The organism is Massilia orientalis (assembly GCF_030411975.2).
In the GTDB taxonomy this organism is placed as follows: Bacteria; Pseudomonadota; Gammaproteobacteria; order Burkholderiales; family Burkholderiaceae_D; genus Telluria; species Telluria orientalis.
This window is the reverse complement of sequence record NZ_JASNRB020000008.1, coordinates 124,629-145,760: the sequence shown is the minus strand read 5'-3', so window position 1 is coordinate 145,760 and position 21,132 is coordinate 124,629. Positions and strand designations below refer to the sequence as shown.

The following is a 21,132-nucleotide window of genomic DNA, read 5'->3' as shown; positions in this document are numbered from 1 at the left end:
GCCCGTCACACCATCTCCGCAAACCCGATCCGGTCCGTGGTCGCCGCGCGCGCCTCGTCCACGCCGACCACGTGTGCGGCCAGCAGCGCTTCCAGCACACTGTTCATCGTGTGGCACCCCGGCCCGCGCCCCGCGTTCATGTGCGCGCGGATGGCGCCCAGGTCGCCCTCTTCGATCATCGTCGCGGCGGCCGGATTGATGGTCAGGCATTCCGTCGCGAGATGGTAACGGTTGCCCTGCTTCGACGGCAGCAGCGCCTGGCACAGCACGCCGCGCAGCGCGTGCGCGAGGGCCTGGTTTTGCGCTTCCGAATTGCCCAGCAGGCGCAGCATCTTTTGCAGGCCCAGTTCCGTCGAGCGCGCGTGCAAGGTCGCCAGCACGAGCGGGCCGGATTCGGCCAGCGCCAGCGCTTCCTGCGCGGTCTGCGCATCGCGGATCTCGCCGATGACGATCACGTCCGGACGCTCGCGCAGCGCGTCCAGCGCGCCGAGGTAATAGCTTTCGACGTCGCCGTCGACACCCACCTCGCGCTGCGTGATGATGCATTTGCGCTGCGGGATCAGGGTCTCGACCGGATCCTCGATGGTGATGATGTGGCCCGAGCGCTGCTTGTTGATCTCGTCGAGCATGGACGCGATCGTCGTCGACTTGCCCTGGCACGTGTCGCCGATGATCAGCACGAGGCCACTGGTCAGGCGCGCGAATTCGCGCTCGTCGGCGTGCAGGCCGAGCGTGTCCAGCGCCAGCGGCTCCTTCGGGAAGCGGCGGATCACGCAGCCCAGGCGCTTCTTGCCCTGGAAGCTGAAGCAGTTGGCGCGGATGCGCGCCGTGTGCAGGTCGATCGAGCGGTCGAAGGCGCGGTCGGCGATACGCTCGGCCCAGTTCGGCTCGATGACGTCGAAGAACTCTTCCAGCTCTTCCTTCGTGATGGGCGAGTCCGTCACCGCGACGAGGCCCTTCGGCTGGCGCAGCATCAACGGACTGTTCTGGTGGATGATGATGTCCGAAAACACCAGCTTCGAATTCAGCAGGTGCAATATCTGCTCGACCAGGGTGCCGAACACCGGATGGTCTTCGTTTTCGATATACGACAGGGTGGGAATCTGCGAGGACTGGTGGTATTCCATCATGCGTCGAATGGCAAACGGGCTCGGATGAGCGATCCATTCATTATAAAACCGGCATCCTGTCAAAATTCCAACTGGAAAGATATTTTTTCTAACACCAAGCTTCGAGCGTGCCCTGGCCGCCACATCGTTTCGATTGTTAGCGCACGACATTTTCGTGTTAGCATCTTCGAAAACTTATAACAGGAGACTACGATGACTCGCCATCTTCCCTTCGCACTCGCACCGGTCGCATTGGCTGCCCTGCTCGCCACGGCACCCGCACTGGCCCAGCAGGATCCCGCGGCCCGCGCCGCCAGCCTCGTCGCCCAGATGACGCTTGAGGAAAAAGCGGCACAGCTGGGCAACGACGCCCCCGCGATCCCGCGGCTGAAAATCCCGAAATACAACTGGTGGAACGAGGGCCTGCACGGCGTCGCGCGCGCCGGCTACGCGACCGTGTTCCCGCAGGCCGTCGGCATGGCCGCGACGTGGGACGAGGGGCTGATGCACGACGTGGGCGACGTCATCGCGACGGAATTCCGCGCGAAGTACCTCGCCACGCGCGCCCCCGACGGCGGCACGGACTGGTACCGAGGGCTCACCGTGTGGTCGCCCAACATCAACATCTTCCGCGACCCGCGCTGGGGCCGCGGCCAGGAGACCTATGGCGAAGACCCGTACCTGACGTCGCGCATCGCCATCAACTTCATCCACGGCCTGCAGGGCGACGACGCGCAATCGTTCAAGACCATCGCCACCGCCAAGCACTTCGCCGTGCACAGCGGGCCGGAATCGAACCGCCACCGCGAAGACGTCCACCCGTCCCCGCACGACCTCGAGGACACGTATTTGCCGGCGTTCCGCGCCACCGTCACGGAGGGCAAGGTCGCGTCCGTCATGTGCGCGTACAACGCCGTCAACGGCATCCCCGCGTGCGCCAGCGACGACCTGATGGAGCAGCACCTGCGCCGCGCCTGGGGCTTCAAGGGCTTCGTCGTGTCGGACTGCGGCGCGGCCGCCAACATCTACCGCGACGACAGCCTGCACTACACGAAGACGCCCGAGCAGGCCGTGGCCGCGTCGTTCAGCGCGGGCATGGACCTGATCTGCGGCGACTACCGCAACAAGATGACGACCGAGGCCGGCCCCATCGTCAACGCCGTGCGCCAGGGAGAATTGAAGGAAGCCGTCGTCGACCGCGCGCTCGTGCGCCTGTTCGAATACCGCATCCGCCTGGGCTTGCTCGATGCGAACCCGCCGCAGGCGTACGCCGCCATCAAGCCGACCGACAACGACACCCCGGCCCACCGCGCCGTCGCGCTGAAGACGGCGCAAGAGGCGATGGTGCTGCTGAAGAACGACGGCCTGCTGCCGTTGAAGAAGACGCCGAAGACCATCGCCGTCATCGGCCCGAACGCGGACAGCGAGGATGCGCTGGTCGGCAACTACAACGGCCAGCCGTCGCATCCGGTGACGGTGCTGGCCGGCATCCGCGCCCGCTTCCCCGATGCGAAGGTGGTGTATGCGCCGGGCACGGGTCTCGTCGGACCGGCGGAACCGCCCGTGCCGGACGCGAACCTGTGCGTCGACGCCGCGTGCCGCACGCCGGGCCTGAAGGCCGAGCATTTCGAGGGACCGGACCTGGCGGGCACCGCGCAGGGCGCCGTCGAAAAGAACGCCCGCGCCGCGTGGCAGGAAGGCGGCCACAATGCGTCCGCGCGCTGGACCGGCTACCTGAAGGCGCCGCGCACGGGCGATTACAGCCTGCGCTACCTGAGCAATGCCGGCTACCGCATCTGGGTCGACGGCAAGCAGATCGTGGATGCATGGGACGTCACCGACTCGCCGTCGATCGAAGCGGGCAAGGCGAAGCTACAGGCGGGTAAAACGTATCCGATCCGGATCGAGGCCGTGCAGCGCGGCGCGCGCGGCGACCAGAAACTCGTGTGGAGCACGCCCATCGACGGCGGCAAGGAAGCCGTCGACCTGGCGCGCCGCGCGGACCTCGTCGTGTTCGTGGCCGGCCTGTCCGCCAACCTCGAGGGTGAGGAACTGAAGCTGCAGGTGCCCGGTTTCGCGGGCGGCGACCGCACGAGCCTCGACCTGCCCGCGCCGCAGGAGCGCCTGCTGGAACAAGTCGTCGGCACCGGCAAGCCGACCGTGCTCGTGCTGATGAGCGGCAGCGCGCTGTCCGTCAACTGGGCCGACAAGCACGTCCCGGCCATCGTCCAGGCCTGGTATCCGGGCGGCGAAGGGGGACACGCGGTCGCCGGCCTGATCGCGGGCGACTACAGCCCGGCGGGCCGCCTGCCCGTCACGTTCTACCGCGGCGTGGACGGCCTGCCGGCCTTCACCGACTACCGCATGGACGGCCGCACCTATCGCTATTTCAAGGGCGACGTGCTGTACCCGTTCGGCCACGGCCTGTCGTACACGACGTTCCGCTACGGGACGCCGGCGCTGTCGGCGCCGTCCGTCGCGGCGGGCAGCCCGGTGAACGTGGACGTCGAGGTGGCCAACACGGGCAAGCGCGACGGCGACGAGGTCGTCCAGCTGTACGTGGCCAAGCCGGGCGACGCCGCCAACCCGACCCTCGCGGGCTTCCGCCGCATCCACCTGAAGGCCGGGGAACGCCAGCGCGTCACGCTGGCGCTGGATGCCCGCGCCCTGTCGCAAGTCGACGCGGCCGGCGCGCGCAAGGTCGTGCCGGGGGCGTACACCGTGTACCTGGGCGGCGGGCAGCCGGGGCATGCGCAGACGGTCAAGGTGGCGCTGACGGTGACCGGAACGGCATTTGGTCTACCGAAGTAATCGTCTTACCCGCTACTTAAGCACAGTCGTCCCCGCGCAGGCGGGGACGACGTATTTATTGCGCGTTTCACCCCGCGTGCGTGCATTCCGGTCCGGTTTTCATGCGTTTTGTCGCAAACCGGTACCCCGCCCGCCGCCTCCCGCATACGATGTGCACATCGACACCATCCATGCACACCAGGGAGACCATCATGACCCACCATCAAACCCGCCGTTTCCTCCTCGCCGCCTGCGCCCTCGCCTGCATCGCCCTCGCCCCACAGGCCGAAGCGGGCGATTGGCCCTGGAGCAGGAGCGAACAGGTGCAGGGCAGCGGCCGCGTGCAAAGCCAGGCACGCGACGTCGCCCACTTCAGCGGTCTCGCGATGTCCCTGCCGGGCAACGTCGAGATCAAGAGCGGCAGCGGCCGCGAAGGCGTGACGGTCGAGGCGGACGACAACCTGCTGCCGCTGATCGAAACCGTCGTCGAAGACGGCACCTTGAAGATCCGCGCCAAGCGCAACGCGAACCTGCGCACCCGTAACCTGAAAGTCGTCGTGCAGGCGCGCGACATCGACCGTCTCGCGCTGGGCGGCTCCGGCAATATCGATGCGGACGTCGTGCGCGGCAGCCGCGTGCGCTTCGACGTGGGCGGCTCCGGTTCCATCAAGGTCCGCAAGCTGGAAGGCGAATCCGTCAACGTCGCCCTCGGCGGCAGCGGCAACCTGCAGGCGCTGGACGGCACGGCGCGCAGCACGTCGATCTCGATCGGCGGCTCGGGGACCGTCGACCTGGGCCACGTGCGGACCGAGAACGCCAGCGTCACCGTGGCCGGCTCCGGCGACGCGACCTTGTGGGTGCGCGACAGCCTGAGCCTGACCGTGGCCGGTTCCGGCGACGTCAATTACTACGGCGACCCGCAGGTCACCCGCTCGGTGGTCGGCTCGGGCAACGTGAAGCGCCTGGGCGCCTCTCCCCGTTGATCACAGGTCCCACCGCACCTCGGCCACGACGGTCCGCTGCGTGTACGGGTGAAACGCCCAGTAGGTGCGGTCGTTGAGGTTGTCTACGCCGACCGCCGCACTCCAGTGGCGGTCGAACCGGTAGCGCACCCGCGCATCGAACACGAGGTAGTCCGACACCCCCATGTACGCCTCGCCGTTCGGGTCGCTGTTGTCCAGCGTCCCGTACTGGCGGCCGCTGTAGCGCCCCCCCAGCGTCGCGGTCCAGTGGTCGTTCGCCCTCCACGTCGCCAGCATCGTCGCGCGCCAGCGCGGCACGCGGGGCTGCCACTTGCCCACGCTGGCCGGGAAGCCCGCGTTCTCCGTGATGATGGAATCGGCAAACGTGACGCTGCCCGTCAGGTCGAGTCCCTTCACGCCGACGTCGTCCGCCTGCGCCGCGACTTCGAGGCCGTTAGTGCGGATGCGGCCCACGTTCTGCACCGTGTTCACCGTCGTGCCGCCGGCGACGAGCAACGGCTGCGAATACAGCGCGTCGCGCGTCGTTTCGCGGAACAGCGTGACGCGCAGCGAGCCCTTGTCGTTCAGCGTCTCGGCCGACAGCTCGCTCGTCCACGACTTCTCGGCCTTGAGGTTCGGATTGCTGTTGACGATGGCATTGTCGACGATGGAGCCCTGGAACAGCTCGGCCGCCGTCGGATTGCGCACGGCGCGGCCCGTCGAGGCCTTCAAGGTCCAGTCGGGACTGACGCGCCACGCCAGCGCGGCCTTCGGCGACCATGCCGTCTCGCTGCGTGACGGGAAGCCCAGCGGCGCCGCCAGCACGGCGTTCGACAATTCGCCGCCATAGGCGCGCCACCGCTCGAAGCGGGCACCGACCGTCGCCCGCCACGCGTCGCCGATGCGCCAGTTGTCCTGCGCATACAGGCTTTCCAGCCACGTGTTCCCGTTGAAGACCGAGACCTGGCGGCCGTCGCCCGCGTGCAGCCAGTCGCCCGCGCTGCCGAACACGCGCGTGCGCAGCTTCGCGTGGTCCGACTGCAGGCCGAATTCGACCGTGTGGTCCTCCGGCCGCCAGATGCCTTTCAGCGCCAGCGTGTTCCAGCCGCTGCCGTGCATGTCCGTGACCTGGCCCGCGCCGTTCGTGTCGGCGTCCGGCACCAACACGGTCGGCGTGCGCACGAGGTCGCGCGTGTAGTCGTACAGGCTGGCGGCGATCTCCCAGTCGAACGCGTCGCGGCTGTGCCGCTTGAGCGACAGCCCGTGCATCGCGTGTTCCAGCGTGCCGCGGCTGGGCGCGAAGTCGGACGCGCGGACGTCGTACGCGCGGCCATCGATGTTGACGCGGGTTGCGGTGTACACCGGGTTGCCCGCCGCATCGCGCAGATACGAATCGGCCACGCGCTTCGCCTCGTTGCGCCACCAGCCGAACGTGTAGCTGGCGCGCAGCTGCGGCGTGATGTCCCACGCGAGCTTGACTTTCGCGTGGTCCTGCACGGTGTGCGTCTGGCTCGTCGCGCCGATCAGCCACCAGTCCCTGTTCGACGGATTGCGGCCGGCCACGGCGCCCGTCACCGGGATGCCGCCACCGCCCGGCACGCCGGCCGACAGCAGCTTATTGGCGAACCCGATGGGCTGCGCATCGCTGTCCAGGCGCGACACGTCGATCCAGTACGACCACGCGCCGCTGCGGTCGCCCAGCGAGGCGCTGCCCTGCCAGCCGTCGTAGCGGTCATCCGTGCGGTAAAGGTTGAAGCCCTGCGAATGGCCGGACAGCTTGACGTGGGCTTCGCGCTTCGTCGGCATGCGGGTCTGGAAATCGACGACGGCGCCGACGGAATTGCCCGGATACGCAGCCGCGAACGGGCCATAGAGCACGTCGACGCGCTCGATCTCTTCCGGCGTGACGAGGCCCCAGCGCGGCGTGTACGTGGCGCCGTTGCCGAGCAGGTTGGACAGGAGGATGCCGTCCGCGTACACGAGCGAGCGCGCGCTGTTGCCCGTGCCGGACGCGCGGCTCGCGAGCACGGCGTGGTCGTAGTCGCCCGTGTAGCGCTTGCGCACGTTCAGGCTGGGCAGGTATTTCAGCGCGTCTTCGCTGTCGACCGCGTTGATCCGGTCCTCGACCTGGGCACCCGTGATGCCTTCGATCGTCGTCGGGATCTGCGCCGGCAGCGACGTGGGGCGGCCGCCCGTGACGACCACGGTTTCCAGGTGCGTGTCGTCCGCATGGACGTGCGTCGCCAGGCACGCCAGCGCGGCGAGCGCGAGGCGATGATGTCGGAATCGCATGGGCACCTCAGTGATGGTGCATCGGCATCGCGGCGGGCAGCACTTCCAGCACCGGCGCGGGCGTCTTCGATTCGGGGGCGACGTCGGCCCAGTCCACGCGGCCCTTCTCGCACTGCTGGCCGACCTTGAACACCAGGCGGCCCGGCGCCTCGGGGAGTTTGGCCTGCAGCGTGAACTCGTCGTAGTACGCGTCCGGCAGCGGGCCGCCGCGCCAGTTGATCTCGCGCGGGGCCAGCGTGATGATCCAGCCCGGCTTGGGCATCGGCTTCGCCGTGACGCCTTCCGGCAGCTGCACCGTGATGCCGGTCGTCGCGCTGCCGGCGCAGCCGTGGCCGACCTTGAACACGAGGGTTTGATGGGCGCCCGCCGGCGCGGTGGCCGGAGCGACGGTGATATGGGCGTGCGCCAGCGGCGCCGCGAGCAAGGCAGCGATCCAGAGAGCTTTCATGTGGCCTCCGTCAGTGAGCAGCGGTGTAAGTCAGCGGTTTGACCGGCACCTGCACGGTGACGTTCTCGCGCTTCTTGTCCGCCCCGACGAAAGTCAAGGTCAGCGGTACCTGCTGGCCTTCCTTGAGCTGCTGCTTCAGGTCGAACAGCATGACGTGGTAGCCGCCGGACGACAGGTTGACGCTCTGGCCGGCCGGCAGGTCGATGCCGTCGACCTTTTGCATGCGCATCGTCTGGCCTTCCATGGCCATCTGGTGGACTTCGGCGCGGCCCGCGACGGGGCTTTGCACGTCGACGAGGCGCGTGGCCTTGGGCGAACGCAGCTGCATGAAGGCGCCGCCCGTCTTCTGGGCCGGCACGGTGGCGCGGATCCACGGGTCGCCGACGGTCACCTGGGCGAACGCGGCGGACGACGTGAACAGGCTGGCCGCGGCCAGCACGAGGAATTTGTTGTACATGACTTTACCTGACAAAAAATGGAACGAAGGGAAATACGAGTCAGGCAAAGACAGGCGGACCGCGCGGCACGGCCGCGAGCCAGACGGCCAGCGGACGGGGCGCGTGATGGAACAGGAAGGGACGGGCTTCCGTGCCGTCCTCGAGCGCGAGCGGCGGGTGCACGGGCGGCGGGAGGCCGTGGCTGCCCGCGTGGGCGAGGCAATAGCCGCAATCGTCCAGGACGCTCATGCCGGCATGCTCGTCCTGCACGAGCAGCGCGGCCGCGGCGGCGAACGAGGCGCCGCCGTCCACGCTGCAGACGTCCAGCGGAATCGTCGGCCGGCTGCCGGCCAGCGCATGCGAGACCGTCGGCGCGAGCGCGTTCAGCAGCACGGCGAACAGTGCCAGCCACACGAAACGCAGGCGCTTTGTCATCGAACGAATCGGCATAGTCGACATGTGCCGATTATAGCCGCGGATGCACGATCTGGCGCACGCGGCCCCTGTGACATTTTGTCCAGTCGATCAGCGCTCGGCCATCAGGACTTCGCGCTCGACCTGCACGGTGCGCTCGCCGTCCGTCAGCCACACCTGGCCGTCCTGGATCGTGCATTGCAGCTGCATCGAACGCTGGGCCATCTGCTCCAGCTGGGCGCTCGTTTCCGCCGGGATGTTGATGATGGAGATTTTTTTAGTGCGTTCGAGCTTGCTGGCCAGGCCCTTGAACCAGATGTTGCTGGTGGCGCTGTAGCAGTACACGATCACGTGTCCGGCCCGGCCGGCCGCCTTCATGAGGCGGCGTTCGTCGGGCTGGCCGACCTCGATCCAGAGGTCGATCGCACCGGTGAGGTCCTTGAGCCACAGTGCGGGCTCCTCGACGTCGAACAGGTCCTTGCCGTACGCGAGCGCCGGGTCGGCGTGCAAGGCGAAGGCGAGCAGGCGGATCATCACGCGCTCGTCGGTTTCCGAAGGATGCCGCGCGATCGTGAGCGCGTGCTCCTGGTAATAGTTGCGGTCCATGTCCGCAATGTTCAGGTCTGCCTTGTAAATCGTTGCTTTCAGGGCCATGCTCGAGTGTTGCCTTTTATTTTATGGTTCAGCTGAACACGACGGTCTTGTCGCCGTTCAGCAGGATACGGTGTTCCACGAACCACTTGACCGCACGGGCCAGCACGACGCTCTCGACGTCGCGGCCGATGGCCGTCAGCTGCTCCACGCTCATGGCGTGGTCGACGCGCTCGACGTCCTGCTCGATGATCGGGCCTTCGTCCAGGTCGCCCGTGACGAAGTGGGCCGTCGCACCGATCAGCTTGACGCCGCGGCGATGCGCCTGCGCATACGGACGCGCGCCCTTGAAGCTGGGCAGGAACGAATGGTGGATATTGATCGCCCTGCCCTTCAAGGCATCGCACAGCCCCGGCGACAGGATCTGCATGTAGCGCGCCAGCACGACCAGGTCGATGCGGTGGGTATCCAGCAAGTCGATGATGCGCGCCTCCTGGGCGAGCTTGGCCGATTCGCTGGCACCGGCCTCGAGCGGCAAGTGGTGGAACGGGATATTGTAACTGGCCGCGAGCTGGTAGAAGTCCATGTGGTTCGACACGATGGCCGGAATCTCCACCGGCAGCAGGCCGCTGCGGTAGCGGAACAGCAGGTCGTTGAGGCAATGGCCGATCTTCGACACCATGATCAGCACGCGCGGCTTGGCGCCGGCGTCGTGCAGTGCGCCGTCCGCGCCCAGGTCCCCGCACAGCGAGCCGAAACCGGCACGCAGCAATTCGTCCGAAATGGCATCGTCTTCCAGCGCGAAGTGGATACGCATGAAGAACAGCTTCGATTCCGGATCGCCGAACTGGGCCGAGTCGATGATGTTGCAGCCATGTTCGGCCAGGAAGCCCGAGACGCGCAGCACGATGCCGCGGTGGTCCAGGCAGGACAAGGTCAGGATATATTCTGGATACATTGCTAAAAACTTCAGAATGGTTGAGGTTGACTGAGCCCGGCCATTGTCGCATGGATTGCCATCCCGGCATTTCCCCCACGCCGGGGTCAGAGCCCGATTTAAAGAAATTGCCTAAAACCGGGCTCTGACCCCGGTTTCAACAGGAGACGCAAATGACAACGAATCGCCAATTCCGCCTCGCCGCCCGCCCCGTCGGCATGCCCAGGCCCACCGACTGGCAGCTGACCGAGGAGGCTCTCGCGCCGCTGCAGGACGGCGAGGTGCGCGTGCGTGTGCTCTACCTGTCGCTCGATCCGGCCATGCGCGGCTGGATGAACGAAGGCAAGTCGTATATCCGTCCCGTCGCCATCGGCGAAGTGATGCGCGCGGGCGGGATCGGCGTCGTCGAGGCGTCGAACTCGCCGCACGTGGCCGTCGGCGACACCCTGACCGGCAGCTTCGGCGTGCAGCAGTACTGGACGGGGCCCGTCGACGCGAAGGCGGCCGCGGCCATGAAGATCGATCCCGCGCTCGCCCCGCTGCCGGCCTGGCTGAACGTGCTGGGCATGCCCGGCATGACCGCCTACTACGGCCTCACGGACATCGGCCAGCCGAAGGCGGGAGAGACCGTCGTCGTGTCGGCCGCGGCGGGCGCCGTCGGGGCGACCGTCGGCCAGGTGGCGAAGCAGCTGGGTTGCCGCGCCGTCGGCATCGCCGGGGGGCCGGACAAATGCCGCTACGTCGTCGAGGAGCTCGGGTTCGACGCGTGCATCGACTACAAGGCGGGCGATGTCCCGGCGGGACTCAGGCAACATTGCCCGCAGGGCGTGGACGTCTATTTCGACAACGTGGGCGGCGACATCCTCGACGCCGTGCTGGCCCGCATCAACCTGAAGGCGCGCATCGTGATCTGCGGCGCGATCTCGCAGTACAACAACACGACGCCCGTGCGCGGCCCGGCCAATTACCTGTCGCTGCTCGTGAACCGGGCGCGCATGGAAGGCATGGTGGTGTTCGACTACGCGGCGCGCTATCCGGAAGGCGTGCAACGCCTCGGCGCCTGGCTGCAGGCAGGGGCAATCAAGAGCCGCGAGCACGTGGTCGAAGGCCTCGATCACTTCCCGGACGCCCTCGCGATGCTGTTCGAAGGGAAGAACTTCGGGAAGCTGGTGCTGAAGGTGACGGACGACGCACATTGAACCAACCGCACGCCGCCGGAACCATTTGATCCCCTGCCTCTCTAACCGCACGAGCGCATCCATGAACGCTCGTTGATAGTTCAGGCACAAGGAGATCGATATGGCGACAAGCAAGGAAGGCGGCCACAAGAGCGCGGCCGACGCCGGCGGCAACGAGCAGAAAAGCCAGCCGGCCAAGCGCGGTTTCGCTGCGATGGACCAGAACCAGCAGCGTCAAATCGCCAGCAAGGGCGGCCAGGCCGCTCACCAGAAGGGCACGGCGCACGAATTCGATTCGGAAGAAGCGCGCCGGGCGGGCCAGAAAGGCGGCGAAGTGGTCAGCCGCAACCGCGCCCACATGGCCGACATCGGCCGCAAGGGCGGGGAAAGCCGGCAATCGGCCAACCGCGCCGCCGCCGCCGCAAAATCGGGCAACCAGGCGGGCACCCAGGCGGGCAACCGCCAGGGCAGCAAGGAGTCTTGAACTTCGGGAAGATTCCCCTCACCACAGCGCTCAAGCGCCGACCGCGCCGCCGTGCCGGGCGCGGTCGCTCATCGCATTGCCGGGAGATGCGCCTGGAACATGGACGTGCTACAGTTCCAGGCTTATGTCCACCGCTTCCCACCTCAAATACCTGGCTGCGTATCCCGCGCACATCCTGTCCCAGGTCGAGCGCCTGATCGCCGACAACCGCCTGGCCGACCACCTGCGCCAGCGCTATCCCGACGCGCACGACGTCCGCACCGACAAGGCCTTGTACGGCTACGTGCAGGATCTGAAAGATGAATACCTGCGCAACGCCGAGCCCGTTTCGAAAGTGGCGTACGACAGCAAGATCGGCATCGTCCAGCAGGCCCTCGGCCTGCACACCGCGATCTCGCGCGTGCAGGGCGGCCGTTTGAAAGCCAAGCACGAGATCCGCATCGGCACCGTGTTCCGCGACACGCCACCGGCCTTCCTGCGCATGATCGCCGTGCACGAACTGGCGCACCTGAAGGAAAAAGACCACGACAAGGCGTTCTATAAACTGTGCTGCTGGATGGAGCCGGACTACCACCAGTTCGAATTCGACGTGCGCCTCTATCTCACCCAGCTGGATCTGGGCGGCGAACGGTTGTGGGCGTGATCGATCCCCGAGCGCTCTCCGGAAGTTGTATCAAGCATGATGAATGGCCGAAATGACCACCATCCCTCGTTGCCGTAGCACAACAGGATATTGAACATCGGCCGCCGCGGACCAAAAGCTGTCGACTTCCGCATGCACACCGATTAAAGTCGAGATCGGCGCTTCCTGCGCCCGGTGCCTGCCGTCCGCGCAGGCTGAATGAATTCCGGCCGTTCGGCCGATCCCGACGAGACCCATGCAGCAACAACGCCTCGCCCAATTCCTGTTTCTTTCGCTGTCCGGACTTGCCGCCGCCGGCGCCGCGCGCGCCCAGGACAAGCCGGACTGGCGCATATCCGGCTTCGGTACGCTGGGCGTCGTGCACGCGAGCGAACGCGAGGCGGATTACACATCGTCCGTCTTCAAGGCCAACGGTGCCGGCGCCACGCGCCGCTGGAGCACCGACGTCGACAGCCGCCTCGGCGTGCAGCTCGACGCCACGCTCGCGCGCCACTGGTCGGCCGTCCTGCAGGTGGTCAGCGAACAAGGCCTCGACAACACCTACCGGCCGCGCGTCGAATGGGCCAACATCAAGTACCAGGCGACGCCCGAACTGGCGCTGCGCGTCGGCCGCATCGCGCTGCCCGTCTTCCTGACCGCGGACTACCGCAAGGTCGGCTATGCGTATCCGTGGGTGCGCCCGCCCGTCGAAGGGTATAACGTCCTGCCCGTGACGAGCAGCGACGGCATCGACGCCACGCTGCGCTGGGGCGTGGGACCGGTCCGCAATGCGTCGCAGGTGTTCTATGGCCATAGCGCCGTGTCGCTGATCGAGCCGCTGCACGTGTACGGGCGCCGCGGCGTCGGCATTTCCAACACGAGCGACTGGGGTGCGCTCAGCGTGCGCGCCAACGTGGTCAGCGCCGAGATCTCCAGCGACATCGGCGCCGGGCTGTTCGACGCGTTCGACGCGTTCGGCCCCGTCGGCCGGGACCTGACGCGGCGCTACGAGATGGACCACAAGCGCATGATGCTCGCGAATATCGGCGTGAATTACGACCCGGGCTCGTGGTTCGTGATGGCCGAAGCGGGCCGCACGGTCGGCCATTCCTTCCTGGGCTCGACGCGCAGCGCCTACGTCAGCGCAGGCTGGCGCTGGCGCGCGTTCACGCCGTACGCGACGTATGCGCGCGTGCGCGCCGCCGGCGCGACGACGGATCCCGGCCTGCCGGTGGCCGCCCTGCCTCCGGCGCTGGCGCCGGCGGCGGCCGCGCTGAACGCCGGCCTGAACACCCTGCTGTGGACGATCCCGCAACAGACGTCGCAGGCGGCGGGCGTGCGCTGGGACCTGCGCACGAACATGGCCCTCAAGCTGCAATACGACCGCGTGACGCCGCAGGAAGGCTCGCGCGGCACGTTCATCAACCCGACGACGCGCTTCGTGCCAGGCCACCCGGTCCACGTGGCCAGCGTCGCACTCGACTTCGTGTACTAGCATGGCCGCGCTCAAGTATTCCCGCCTGCTGGGCACGTCCCTGCTGTGCGGCATCCTGGCCGGCGCGCCGGCGACAGCGGCCGACCTCGTCGTGATCGTCTCCGCGCGCAATCCCGTCGCCACGCTGCGCGCCGACCAGGTGGCCGCGATCTTCCTCGGCCAGTCCGTGCGCTTCCCGGACGGCACGGAAGCGGTGCCGTTCGACCTGCGCGTCGGCGCGCCGGTGCGCGACGAGTTCTATGCGCGCGTGACGAACAAGACCCCCGCGCTGCTGAAGGCGCACTGGTCGAAGCTGGTGTTCACGGGCCGCGGCCAGCCGCCCTCCGAGCTGGCGGACAGCGCGGCCGTGCGGCGCAAGGTCGCGGACGACCCGGAAGCGATCGGCTATATCGAACGCAGCGCGCTCGACGCGAGCGTGCGCGCGGTCCTCGTGGTGCAGTGATGACGTCGCCCGCCGCCTCCGACCGCTGCCGTCCGCGCTGGCTCGCGCGCGCCCTCGAGACCCATTTTGCGCTGCCGCTGTTCGCCGTGCTGCCGCTGCTGGCGATCTGGGTCGCGACGTTCTACTTCATCGAAACCGAACGGCGCGCGGCCGTCGGCGCGGCGCGCGATGCCGTGCGCGAGCAGCTCGAGACGTACGAGGCGCAGGTCGCGCGCAACCTGAATGCCATTGACCAGACGCTGAAGGTCATCAAGTATTCCGTCGAACTGAACGGCACCCACGCCGCCCTGCCCACGCTGCGCGCCGAGGAACTGCTGCCGCCCGGCCTCGTGTTCCAGGTCAGCGTGGCGGACCGCGACGGCGCCATCGTCGACAGCAATCCGTCCATGCCGGCGCATGACGTGTCGCGCGCGCCCTACTTCACCGTGCACGCGAACGGCAGCGGCCACGGGGTATTCGTCAGCCAGACCGTCGGCGACGCCACCCGCTCCGAGCCGCACCTGCACTTCACGCGCCGCATCGAGGATGGCCATGGGCGCTTCGCCGGCGTCGCCATCGTCGAAGTCGATCCGGCGTATTTCACGAGCTCGTACGAACGCTCGCGCGGGGGCGAACTGGGCCTGCTGGCGCTCGTCGGCAGCGACGGCGTCGCGCGCGCCGTGCGCATCGGCGACAAGGTGTCGTGGGGCCAGCCGATCGCGCTCGACGGCATCGGGGAGGAAGCCCTCGCCCCGCAGCCGACGGCGCCGGACGGCATCGAACGCTATGCGGGCGCGCGCCGCCTGGCGGGCTTCCCGCTCACGGCCGCCGTGGGCCTGGCCGACAGCGAACAGATGGCGCTGTACGAGCAGCACTACGGCACCTACCTCGTCGGCGCGACGGCCGCGAGTTCGCTGCTCGTCGCCGTCGTCGCGATGATCAGCGCGTGGTCGTGGCAGGTGGCCAAGGCGCGCCGGCGCGAGCGCCAGGCGCAGCAGACCTATGCGGCCGCGTCGGAAGCGAGTCCGGACGCGTTCTTCGTGCTGCGCAGCGTGACGGGCGCGGACGGCACCATCGTCGACTTCCTCGTCGAGGGCTCCAACAGCCGCTCCGAACTCTTCACCGGCATCGCCAGCGAGGCGCTGCGCGGCCAGCTGCTGGGCGATGCGCTGCCGTATTACCGCACGAACGGCATGTGGGAACACCTCGTGCAGGTGGTGCTCGAACAGCGCGTCATCGAGGCCGAGTGGCAGGCCACCTCCGGTCCGACGGCCGGGCGCTGGCTGCAGCGCCAGATCGTGCCCGTCGAAGGCGGCGCCGTCGCGATGGTGCGCGACATCACGGAGCGCAAGCTGGCCGAGGAACGCATCCGCCACATGGCCCACCACGACGAGCTGACCGGCCTCCCGAACCGCAGCCTGATCCGCGACCGCCTGGACCAGGCCGTGCGCAACGCCCAGCGCAACGGCGGCCATCTCGCCCTCGCCTTCGTCGACCTGGACGGTTTCAAGCTCGTCAACGACGGCCTCGGTCACAACGCCGGCGACGAATTGCTGAAGGTCGTGGGCGGCCGCATGGAGGCCTGCCTGCGCCGCACGGACACCCTCGGCCGCCTGGGCGGCGACGAGTTCGTGATCCTGCTGCCGGAGGCCGGCGAAAGCCCGCTCGCGCTCACGCCCGTGCTGGAAAAGATCCGGCAAGCCGTGACGGAACCCGTGCAGATCGGCGACCAGGCCGTGCGCGTGAGTTGCAGCATGGGCGTCGTCGTGTACCCGCGCGACGGCGAGGATCCGAAGACCCTCATGATGAACGCCGACGCCGCGATGTACCGCGCCAAGGACCTGGGCAGCAACAACTTCCAGTTCTACACGCGCGAGATGAACGCCAGCGTCGAGGCAAAGCTCGTGATGCTGGAGGATATGCGCCGGGCGCTGGACACCACGCTGGCGGACGAGACGCACGACGCCACCGATGGCCAGGCGCCCGCGTTGCAAGCCCCCGCGGGGCGCTTCCACCTGCTGTACCAGCCGAAGGTCGACCTGCGCACGGGCCGCTTGTTCGGCGTGGAAGCGCTGATCCGCTGGCGCCATCCGGAACACGGCATCGTGCCGCCGATGCGCTTCATCGGGCTCGCGGAGGAGTCGGGCCTGATCGTCGGCCTGGGCGAATGGGTCGTGCGAACCGCTTGCCGCCAGGCCCAGTTATGGCGCGCGGCGGGGCTGGATCCGCTCACGGTGTCCGTGAACGTGTCGGCGCGCCAGTTCGAGGAAAAGCGCCTCGTCGACCGCATCGCCGGCGCCCTGCGCGACACCGGCCTTCCGCCCTGCGCGCTGGACCTGGAAGTGACGGAAAGCCTGCTGATGCGCGACCTGAACCAGGCCATCGAACGCATGCGCGAACTGAAGGAGATGGGCGTCACGCTGTCGATCGACGATTTCGGCACCGGCTATTCGAGCCTGTCCGCGTTGAAATCGTTCCCGATCTCGACGCTCAAGATCGACAAGTCGTTCGTGCGCGACCTGGCCTCCAGCTCGGACGACCAGGCGATCGCGCTGGCCGTGATCTCGCTCGGACACCGCCTGCACCTGCGCGTGATCGCCGAGGGCGTGGAGACGGTCGAGCAGCGCGACTTCCTGCTGGCGAACGACTGCGACGAGATGCAGGGCTATCTGTTCAGCCCTCCGGTGCCGGCCGAGCGCATCACGGAGATGCTGCAGGCCCAGCAACGCCAGCCGCGCGACGTTGCGCAACTGGCGGGGGCACGAGCATGATCACCCGCCACGAGGCGGCGCGCATGCTGTTCGGCGCGGACCGCAAGCTGCACCGCATGCTGCAATACTGGGCCGGCACGGCCATCATGTACACGATCGTCATCGGCATGTTGTTCGGCCCCGCCGCGCTCGCGGGACAGCCGCAGGACCGTGCCATCTGCCTCTACGTCGCCGCGGGCGTGGCCGTGTTCTACCCGCTGGTGCGCATCGGCGCCCGCATCGGGCTCGCGCCGACCATCCTGGCGGGCCTGCAGGGCATCTTCAGCATCAGCTGCCACGTCTGGGGCTATTCGATCGCCGGGCCGCTGCGCGGCGCGACCCTGGTGGGGTTGCCGGTCATCGTCGTGTTCTGCGTCTTCGCCCTGCGTCCGCGCCAGACCCTGATGCTGACCGCCTTCAACCTGTCCGTCATGGGCGGCACGATGTGGTGGCACGCAGCGCATGATCCGCTGCATTTTCCGCCGGCGGCCGAAGCCGTGAACTTCGTGTTCGTGGCGGTCGCCTCGCTTGCGGTCACGCTGCTGACCGGCGAAATGAGCAAGCTGCGCGCACGCCTGAAGACCCAGAAGGACGATCTGCTGACGGCGCTCGACACGATCCGCACGCTGGCCACCATCGACGAACTGACCAAGCTGGCCAACCGCCGCCACATGAACGAGCTGCTGGCGCAGGAAGAGCGCCGGCGCGACGCCGCGCGCGGACCGACCTGCATCGCCGTGCTCGACATCGACTTCTTCAAGCGGATCAACGACAGCTTCGGCCATGCGGCGGGCGACAGCGTGCTGCGCGACTTCGCGCAGGCCACGCGCGCCGAGCTGCGCGAAGGCGACGCGCTGGCGCGCTGGGGCGGCGAGGAATTCCTGCTGATGCTGCCGAACACGACGCCCGCCAACGCCCGCGCCGTGCTGGAGCGCATGCGCGCGCGCGTGGCCGCACTGGAGCCCTGCGATGGCGCCACGGAGCGCGTCAGCTTCTCGGCCGGCCTGAGCATCTGGCACCCCGACGAGCCGATCGCCGAGACCGTGAACCGCGCCGACAAGGCCCTGTACGCGGCCAAGGTGGCGGGACGCAACCGGGTGATCGAGGCCTGACGCCGTCAGCGTCCGGACCGGGTCACGCGAAACCAGTCGACGTCGACGTAATCGCGCACGATCGGCCGCGGGCCGCCGCCCTCGCGCGGCGCGTCGGTGTCGGCCTTGATCCACGTGAACACGGCGGGCCGGCTGCCTTTCCACCACGAGAACGGCGCGAGCTTCACCGGCGTGCCGGCCGCATGGAAGTCCCCGCTGCCGTCGCGCGCATACGAGAAGCGCACGGTCTGGTCTTCCGCCACGGCCGCGCGCAGGACGATCGCCTTGCCGTCGACCTTGCCCACCCGCGTCTCCACGCCGCCGTTCGCCACCGTCACATAGTCCTTGCCATCCTCGTGCACGACGCCGACCCACGGCACGCCGACGCCGAACAGCACGAGGCCCGCGCGCTGGCGCTCGCCCAACCCTTGCAGTTCCAGCCGCGTCGTGATCTCGGACGCGGGGCCCTGCAGGATCTGCGTGAGGACGTTGCGCGCGCCGACGAGGTATTTCGCCTCGTTGGCCTGCAGGCGCAGATAGCCGGGCCGCTGCGCGAGGCTCCAGTGCGCGTCGTCCGGATTGTGGTTCCACGACCATTGCAGGCCCAGCGCCGGCGCGGCAAATTCGTCCGAGTCCTGCAGCCGGTCCGCGGGCGCGCTGCGGCCCGTGTCCGGGACCGGTCCCTCGAGCACGGGCAGGCCGGCTTGTCCCATCTCCGGCCAGTCATCCTTCCACACGACCGGCTGCAGGTGCGCGACGCGCCCGAACGCGCCCGTGCGGTTGAAGTGGATGAACCAGCCCTGCCCCGACGGCGTCTCGACCCAGCCGCCCTGGTGCGGCCCCTCGATGCCATTCCCCGGCAGCAGCACCTTGCGCGCCTCGTACGGCCCGTCGATACGCCGCGCGCGCAGCACGGCCTGCGGTCCGTGGCCCACGCCGCCGATGGGCACGAAGATGTAGTAATAGCCGTTGCGCTTGTAGACCTTGGGCCCTTCCAGCGTGGGCAGGTTGACCTTGTCCTCGACGATCGTCCTGCCTGCGTCGAGCACGCGCGTGCCGTCCGTGCTCATCGCATGCAGGATCAGCGGCCCGGCGCCGACCTTCGAGTGGACGAGGTAGGCCTTGCCGTCGTCGTCCCAGAACGGGCACGGATCTTCGTAGCCCGGGCCGGTGACGACGGCGACGGGCGCGCTCCACGGCCCGGCCGGGTCATTCGCCGTGCTCATGAAGATGCCCTCGTCCGGCGTCGCCCAGTACACGTAGAATTTACCCGCATGCGCGCGCAGCGACGGCGCCCACACGCCGCGGGCGTAGCGCTGTCCGGTGACGGGCTTCGACGTGCTGTCCGTCAGGGTGTACGGCGGGACCATGTCGTACGCAGGGTCGAACGGGAGCCGCGACAGCACGTGGCCGGCGATGGTCCAGTGCACGAGGTCTTTCGAGCGCAGCACGGGCAGGCCCGGCGAGAAGTGAAAGCTCGACGCGACGAGCCAGTAATCGTCGCCGGACCGGATCACGTCCGGATCGGAATAGTCGGCGTACAGGATCGGGTTGCGGTAGGTTTGCACGGGTTCCGCCGCGTGCGCGGTGCCCAGCAGGATGGCCAGCAGGAAGACGAGTGATTTCATGGTGTGCAGGGAGAGTCGGCGTCGGGGCCCGCCAGCAGCATCGGGCGCGGATCGGGGGCGGTGGTGGTGAAGCGTACGCGCTGCAAGGTCAGGCGGCGCACGTGGCGCGTCCACAGGCCGTAGGCGGGCATCACGGGTGAGAACATGTGCGGGTCAGGATACCCGGCGGGCGCTTCGGGGATGTCCTGCTGGCGTATCGCCGGCTCGGTCGTCGCGGTCATGGGCAGGTCGACGTCGCGCAGCAGCACGTCCTCGATCGCGTGGCCGGGCACGCCCGTGAAGAACGAGCCGCGCCTGCCGTTGTCGCTGCCCGTGATGCGGTCGAACACGATGCGGCGCAGGCGGCCCGGCTGCGGGCGCGCCTGTTCCGGCCGCACGCGCCCGCGGTCGCCGAGGCGCAGGAACAGCGGACTCTCGGCGCGCACGATGTGCGCGTCGTGCACGAGCACCCGTTCGACCGTGGCGCCGTCGACGGTTTCCCACGAGATGCCGCCGTCGGCCTTGCGGCGCTTCATCGCGCGCATGTCGGCCGCCGGCCCGCCCACTTCCACGTGGCGCACGAGCACGTTGCGGAAATCGCCCTGAGAATCCGTGCCGAACTTCAGCGCGTTACAGGTGCTGTACAGGCGGCAGTGCTCGACGAGCACCTGGTCGATCGGCCGCTGGCTCGCGCCCTTGAAGCACAGGGCGTCGTCCTCGGCGCTGATGAAGCAGTTGCGCACGATGACGCGGCGGCAGCCGTCGATGTCGATGCCGTCGTTGTTGTGGTTCGCCTGGTTCTCGACGTGGATGCCGTCCACGATCAGGTCCTCGCAGTTCAGGTAGTTCTGCATCCAGCACGGCGAATCCTTCAACCGGATGTCCGCGATGACGACCTGGCTGCAATCGAGCATGCGGATGAGGAACGGCCGGCCCGGCGTGGCGCCGGTCGTTTCCTGGCCCGGGAAGTTGTCCGGCGTGCCGCGCCCGTCGATGAGGCCCTTGCCGCGGACGCCGACGCGCGTGCAGCCCTCGGCGAAGATCAGCGACTGGTTCATTCCCATATTGCTGTCCTGGACCGTGGGCCGGCGCGCGCGCCGCTCGGGATAGTCCTTCAAGTCCGTACTGGCCAGCAGGCGCGCGCCTTCCGCCACTTCCAGCATCACGCCGGAGCGCAGGTCGATCGTGCCGCTGACGTAGTCGCCCTGCGCCAGCCGCACGATGCCGCCGCCGGCCGCCGCGCAGGCGTCGACGGCGCGCCGGATCGCGGGCGTCGCCAGTTCGCCGGTGCGCAGCCCGTAAGCCTCGGGCACGAACACCTTGTCCGGCACGCGCCACGGGCGCAGGGTGCGCGTGAGCTCGTCCGCCATCGCGTCGAGGTCGCGCCGCAACGCGTCGGCCCACGCGGGCGCCGCGCACGCCGCGCCCCGCGCGACGGCGGGCAGCAGCCAGGGCGCCAGCAGCGCCGCCCGCAGCAGGGTACGTCGTTCCGTCATCTTGCGGG

Annotated in this window: 18 protein-coding genes; 9 read left to right on the top strand and 9 right to left on the bottom strand. The window is 68.3% G+C overall.

Going from position 1 to position 21,132, the window contains the following annotated elements; all coding sequences use genetic code 11:
• Positions 1–5 precede the first annotated feature (5 nt).
• Positions 6–1,127: a type IV pilus twitching motility protein PilT gene (locus QPK29_RS14565; RefSeq protein ID WP_371770035.1), complete on the bottom strand. Its 1,122-nt coding sequence runs from the start codon at positions 1,125–1,127 to the stop codon at positions 6–8.
• 195 nt (positions 1,128–1,322) lie between these two features.
• On the opposite strand from QPK29_RS14565, the gene QPK29_RS14560 reads away from it, so the two are divergent.
• Together QPK29_RS14560 and QPK29_RS14555 are read left to right on the top strand one after the other, a co-directional pair.
• Positions 1,323–3,920: a glycoside hydrolase family 3 protein gene (locus QPK29_RS14560; RefSeq protein ID WP_371769971.1), complete on the top strand. Its 2,598-nt coding sequence runs from the start codon at positions 1,323–1,325 to the stop codon at positions 3,918–3,920.
• 191 nt (positions 3,921–4,111) lie between these two features.
• The gene (locus QPK29_RS14555) at positions 4,112–4,882 is read left to right on the top strand and encodes a head GIN domain-containing protein (RefSeq protein ID WP_371769972.1); all 771 of its coding nucleotides are present in this window, start codon (positions 4,112–4,114) and stop codon (positions 4,880–4,882) included.
• On the opposite strand, the gene QPK29_RS14550 is transcribed toward QPK29_RS14555, so the two are convergent.
• From QPK29_RS14550 to purU, 6 genes are all read right to left on the bottom strand, one after another.
• A complete protein-coding gene (locus tag QPK29_RS14550; RefSeq protein WP_371769973.1) occupies positions 4,883–7,153 on the bottom strand; it encodes a TonB-dependent receptor in 2,271 nt (756 codons plus the stop codon). It abuts the gene before it with no gap.
• Positions 7,154–7,160: 7 nt separating this feature from the next.
• A complete protein-coding gene (locus QPK29_RS14545; RefSeq protein ID WP_056127595.1) occupies positions 7,161–7,601 on the bottom strand; it encodes a YcnI family copper-binding membrane protein in 441 nt (146 codons plus the stop codon).
• Between the two features lie 10 nt (positions 7,602–7,611).
• Positions 7,612–8,058: a copper chaperone PCu(A)C gene (locus tag QPK29_RS14540; protein ID WP_056127592.1), complete on the bottom strand. Its 447-nt coding sequence runs from the start codon at positions 8,056–8,058 to the stop codon at positions 7,612–7,614.
• Positions 8,059–8,098: 40 nt separating this feature from the next.
• Positions 8,099–8,473, bottom strand: a complete 375-nt coding sequence (locus QPK29_RS14535) for a DUF2946 domain-containing protein (protein WP_371769974.1) — start codon at positions 8,471–8,473, stop codon at positions 8,099–8,101.
• Positions 8,474–8,563: 90 nt separating this feature from the next.
• A complete protein-coding gene (locus tag QPK29_RS14530; RefSeq protein ID WP_056127586.1) occupies positions 8,564–9,106 on the bottom strand; it encodes a YaeQ family protein in 543 nt (180 codons plus the stop codon).
• A gap of 28 nt (positions 9,107–9,134) precedes the next feature.
• Entirely contained in the window at positions 9,135–10,001 is an 867-nt protein-coding gene (gene purU, locus QPK29_RS14525) for a formyltetrahydrofolate deformylase (RefSeq protein WP_056127582.1), read from the bottom strand.
• A 152-nt stretch (positions 10,002–10,153) separates the two neighbouring features.
• On the opposite strand from purU, the gene QPK29_RS14520 reads away from it, so the two are divergent.
• The 7 genes from QPK29_RS14520 to QPK29_RS14490 all read left to right on the top strand — a co-directional run bounded on the left by QPK29_RS14520 (position 10,154) and on the right by QPK29_RS14490 (position 18,042).
• Positions 10,154–11,179, top strand: a complete 1,026-nt coding sequence (locus tag QPK29_RS14520; protein ID WP_371769975.1) for an NADP-dependent oxidoreductase — start codon at positions 10,154–10,156, stop codon at positions 11,177–11,179.
• Positions 11,180–11,279: 100 nt separating this feature from the next.
• On the top strand, positions 11,280–11,642 hold the full coding sequence (locus QPK29_RS14515) for a KGG domain-containing protein (RefSeq protein ID WP_056127576.1): 363 nt from the start codon (positions 11,280–11,282) through the stop codon (positions 11,640–11,642).
• A 124-nt stretch (positions 11,643–11,766) separates the two neighbouring features.
• Complete coding sequence (locus QPK29_RS14510; protein ID WP_056127573.1) at positions 11,767–12,285, top strand: YgjP-like metallopeptidase domain-containing protein; 519 nt, start codon at positions 11,767–11,769, stop codon at positions 12,283–12,285.
• 235 nt (positions 12,286–12,520) lie between these two features.
• Positions 12,521–13,759: a porin gene (locus QPK29_RS14505; protein WP_371769976.1), complete on the top strand. Its 1,239-nt coding sequence runs from the start codon at positions 12,521–12,523 to the stop codon at positions 13,757–13,759.
• 1 nt (position 13,760) lies between these two features.
• On the top strand, positions 13,761–14,201 hold the full coding sequence (locus QPK29_RS14500; RefSeq protein ID WP_371769977.1) for a type 2 periplasmic-binding domain-containing protein: 441 nt from the start codon (positions 13,761–13,763) through the stop codon (positions 14,199–14,201).
• Positions 14,201–16,951, top strand: a complete 2,751-nt coding sequence (locus QPK29_RS14495) for a bifunctional diguanylate cyclase/phosphodiesterase (RefSeq protein WP_371769978.1) — start codon at positions 14,201–14,203, stop codon at positions 16,949–16,951. The genes QPK29_RS14500 and QPK29_RS14495 overlap by 1 nt, the downstream gene beginning before the upstream one ends.
• On the top strand, positions 16,948–18,042 hold the full coding sequence (locus tag QPK29_RS14490) for a GGDEF domain-containing protein (RefSeq protein WP_371769979.1): 1,095 nt from the start codon (positions 16,948–16,950) through the stop codon (positions 18,040–18,042). The genes QPK29_RS14495 and QPK29_RS14490 overlap by 4 nt, the downstream gene beginning before the upstream one ends.
• A 5-nt stretch (positions 18,043–18,047) precedes the next feature.
• On the opposite strand, the gene QPK29_RS14485 is transcribed toward QPK29_RS14490, so the two are convergent.
• Both QPK29_RS14485 and QPK29_RS14480 read right to left on the bottom strand, forming a co-directional pair.
• Positions 18,048–19,649 carry a glycoside hydrolase family 43 protein gene (locus tag QPK29_RS14485; protein ID WP_371769980.1) on the bottom strand — a complete coding sequence of 534 codons (1,602 nt, stop codon included), beginning with the start codon at positions 19,647–19,649 and terminating at the stop codon, positions 18,048–18,050.
• Complete coding sequence (locus QPK29_RS14480; RefSeq protein WP_371769981.1) at positions 19,646–21,124, bottom strand: glycoside hydrolase family 28 protein; 1,479 nt, start codon at positions 21,122–21,124, stop codon at positions 19,646–19,648. Before QPK29_RS14480 ends, QPK29_RS14485 begins: the two co-directional genes overlap by 4 nt.
• Positions 21,125–21,132 lie beyond the last annotated feature (8 nt).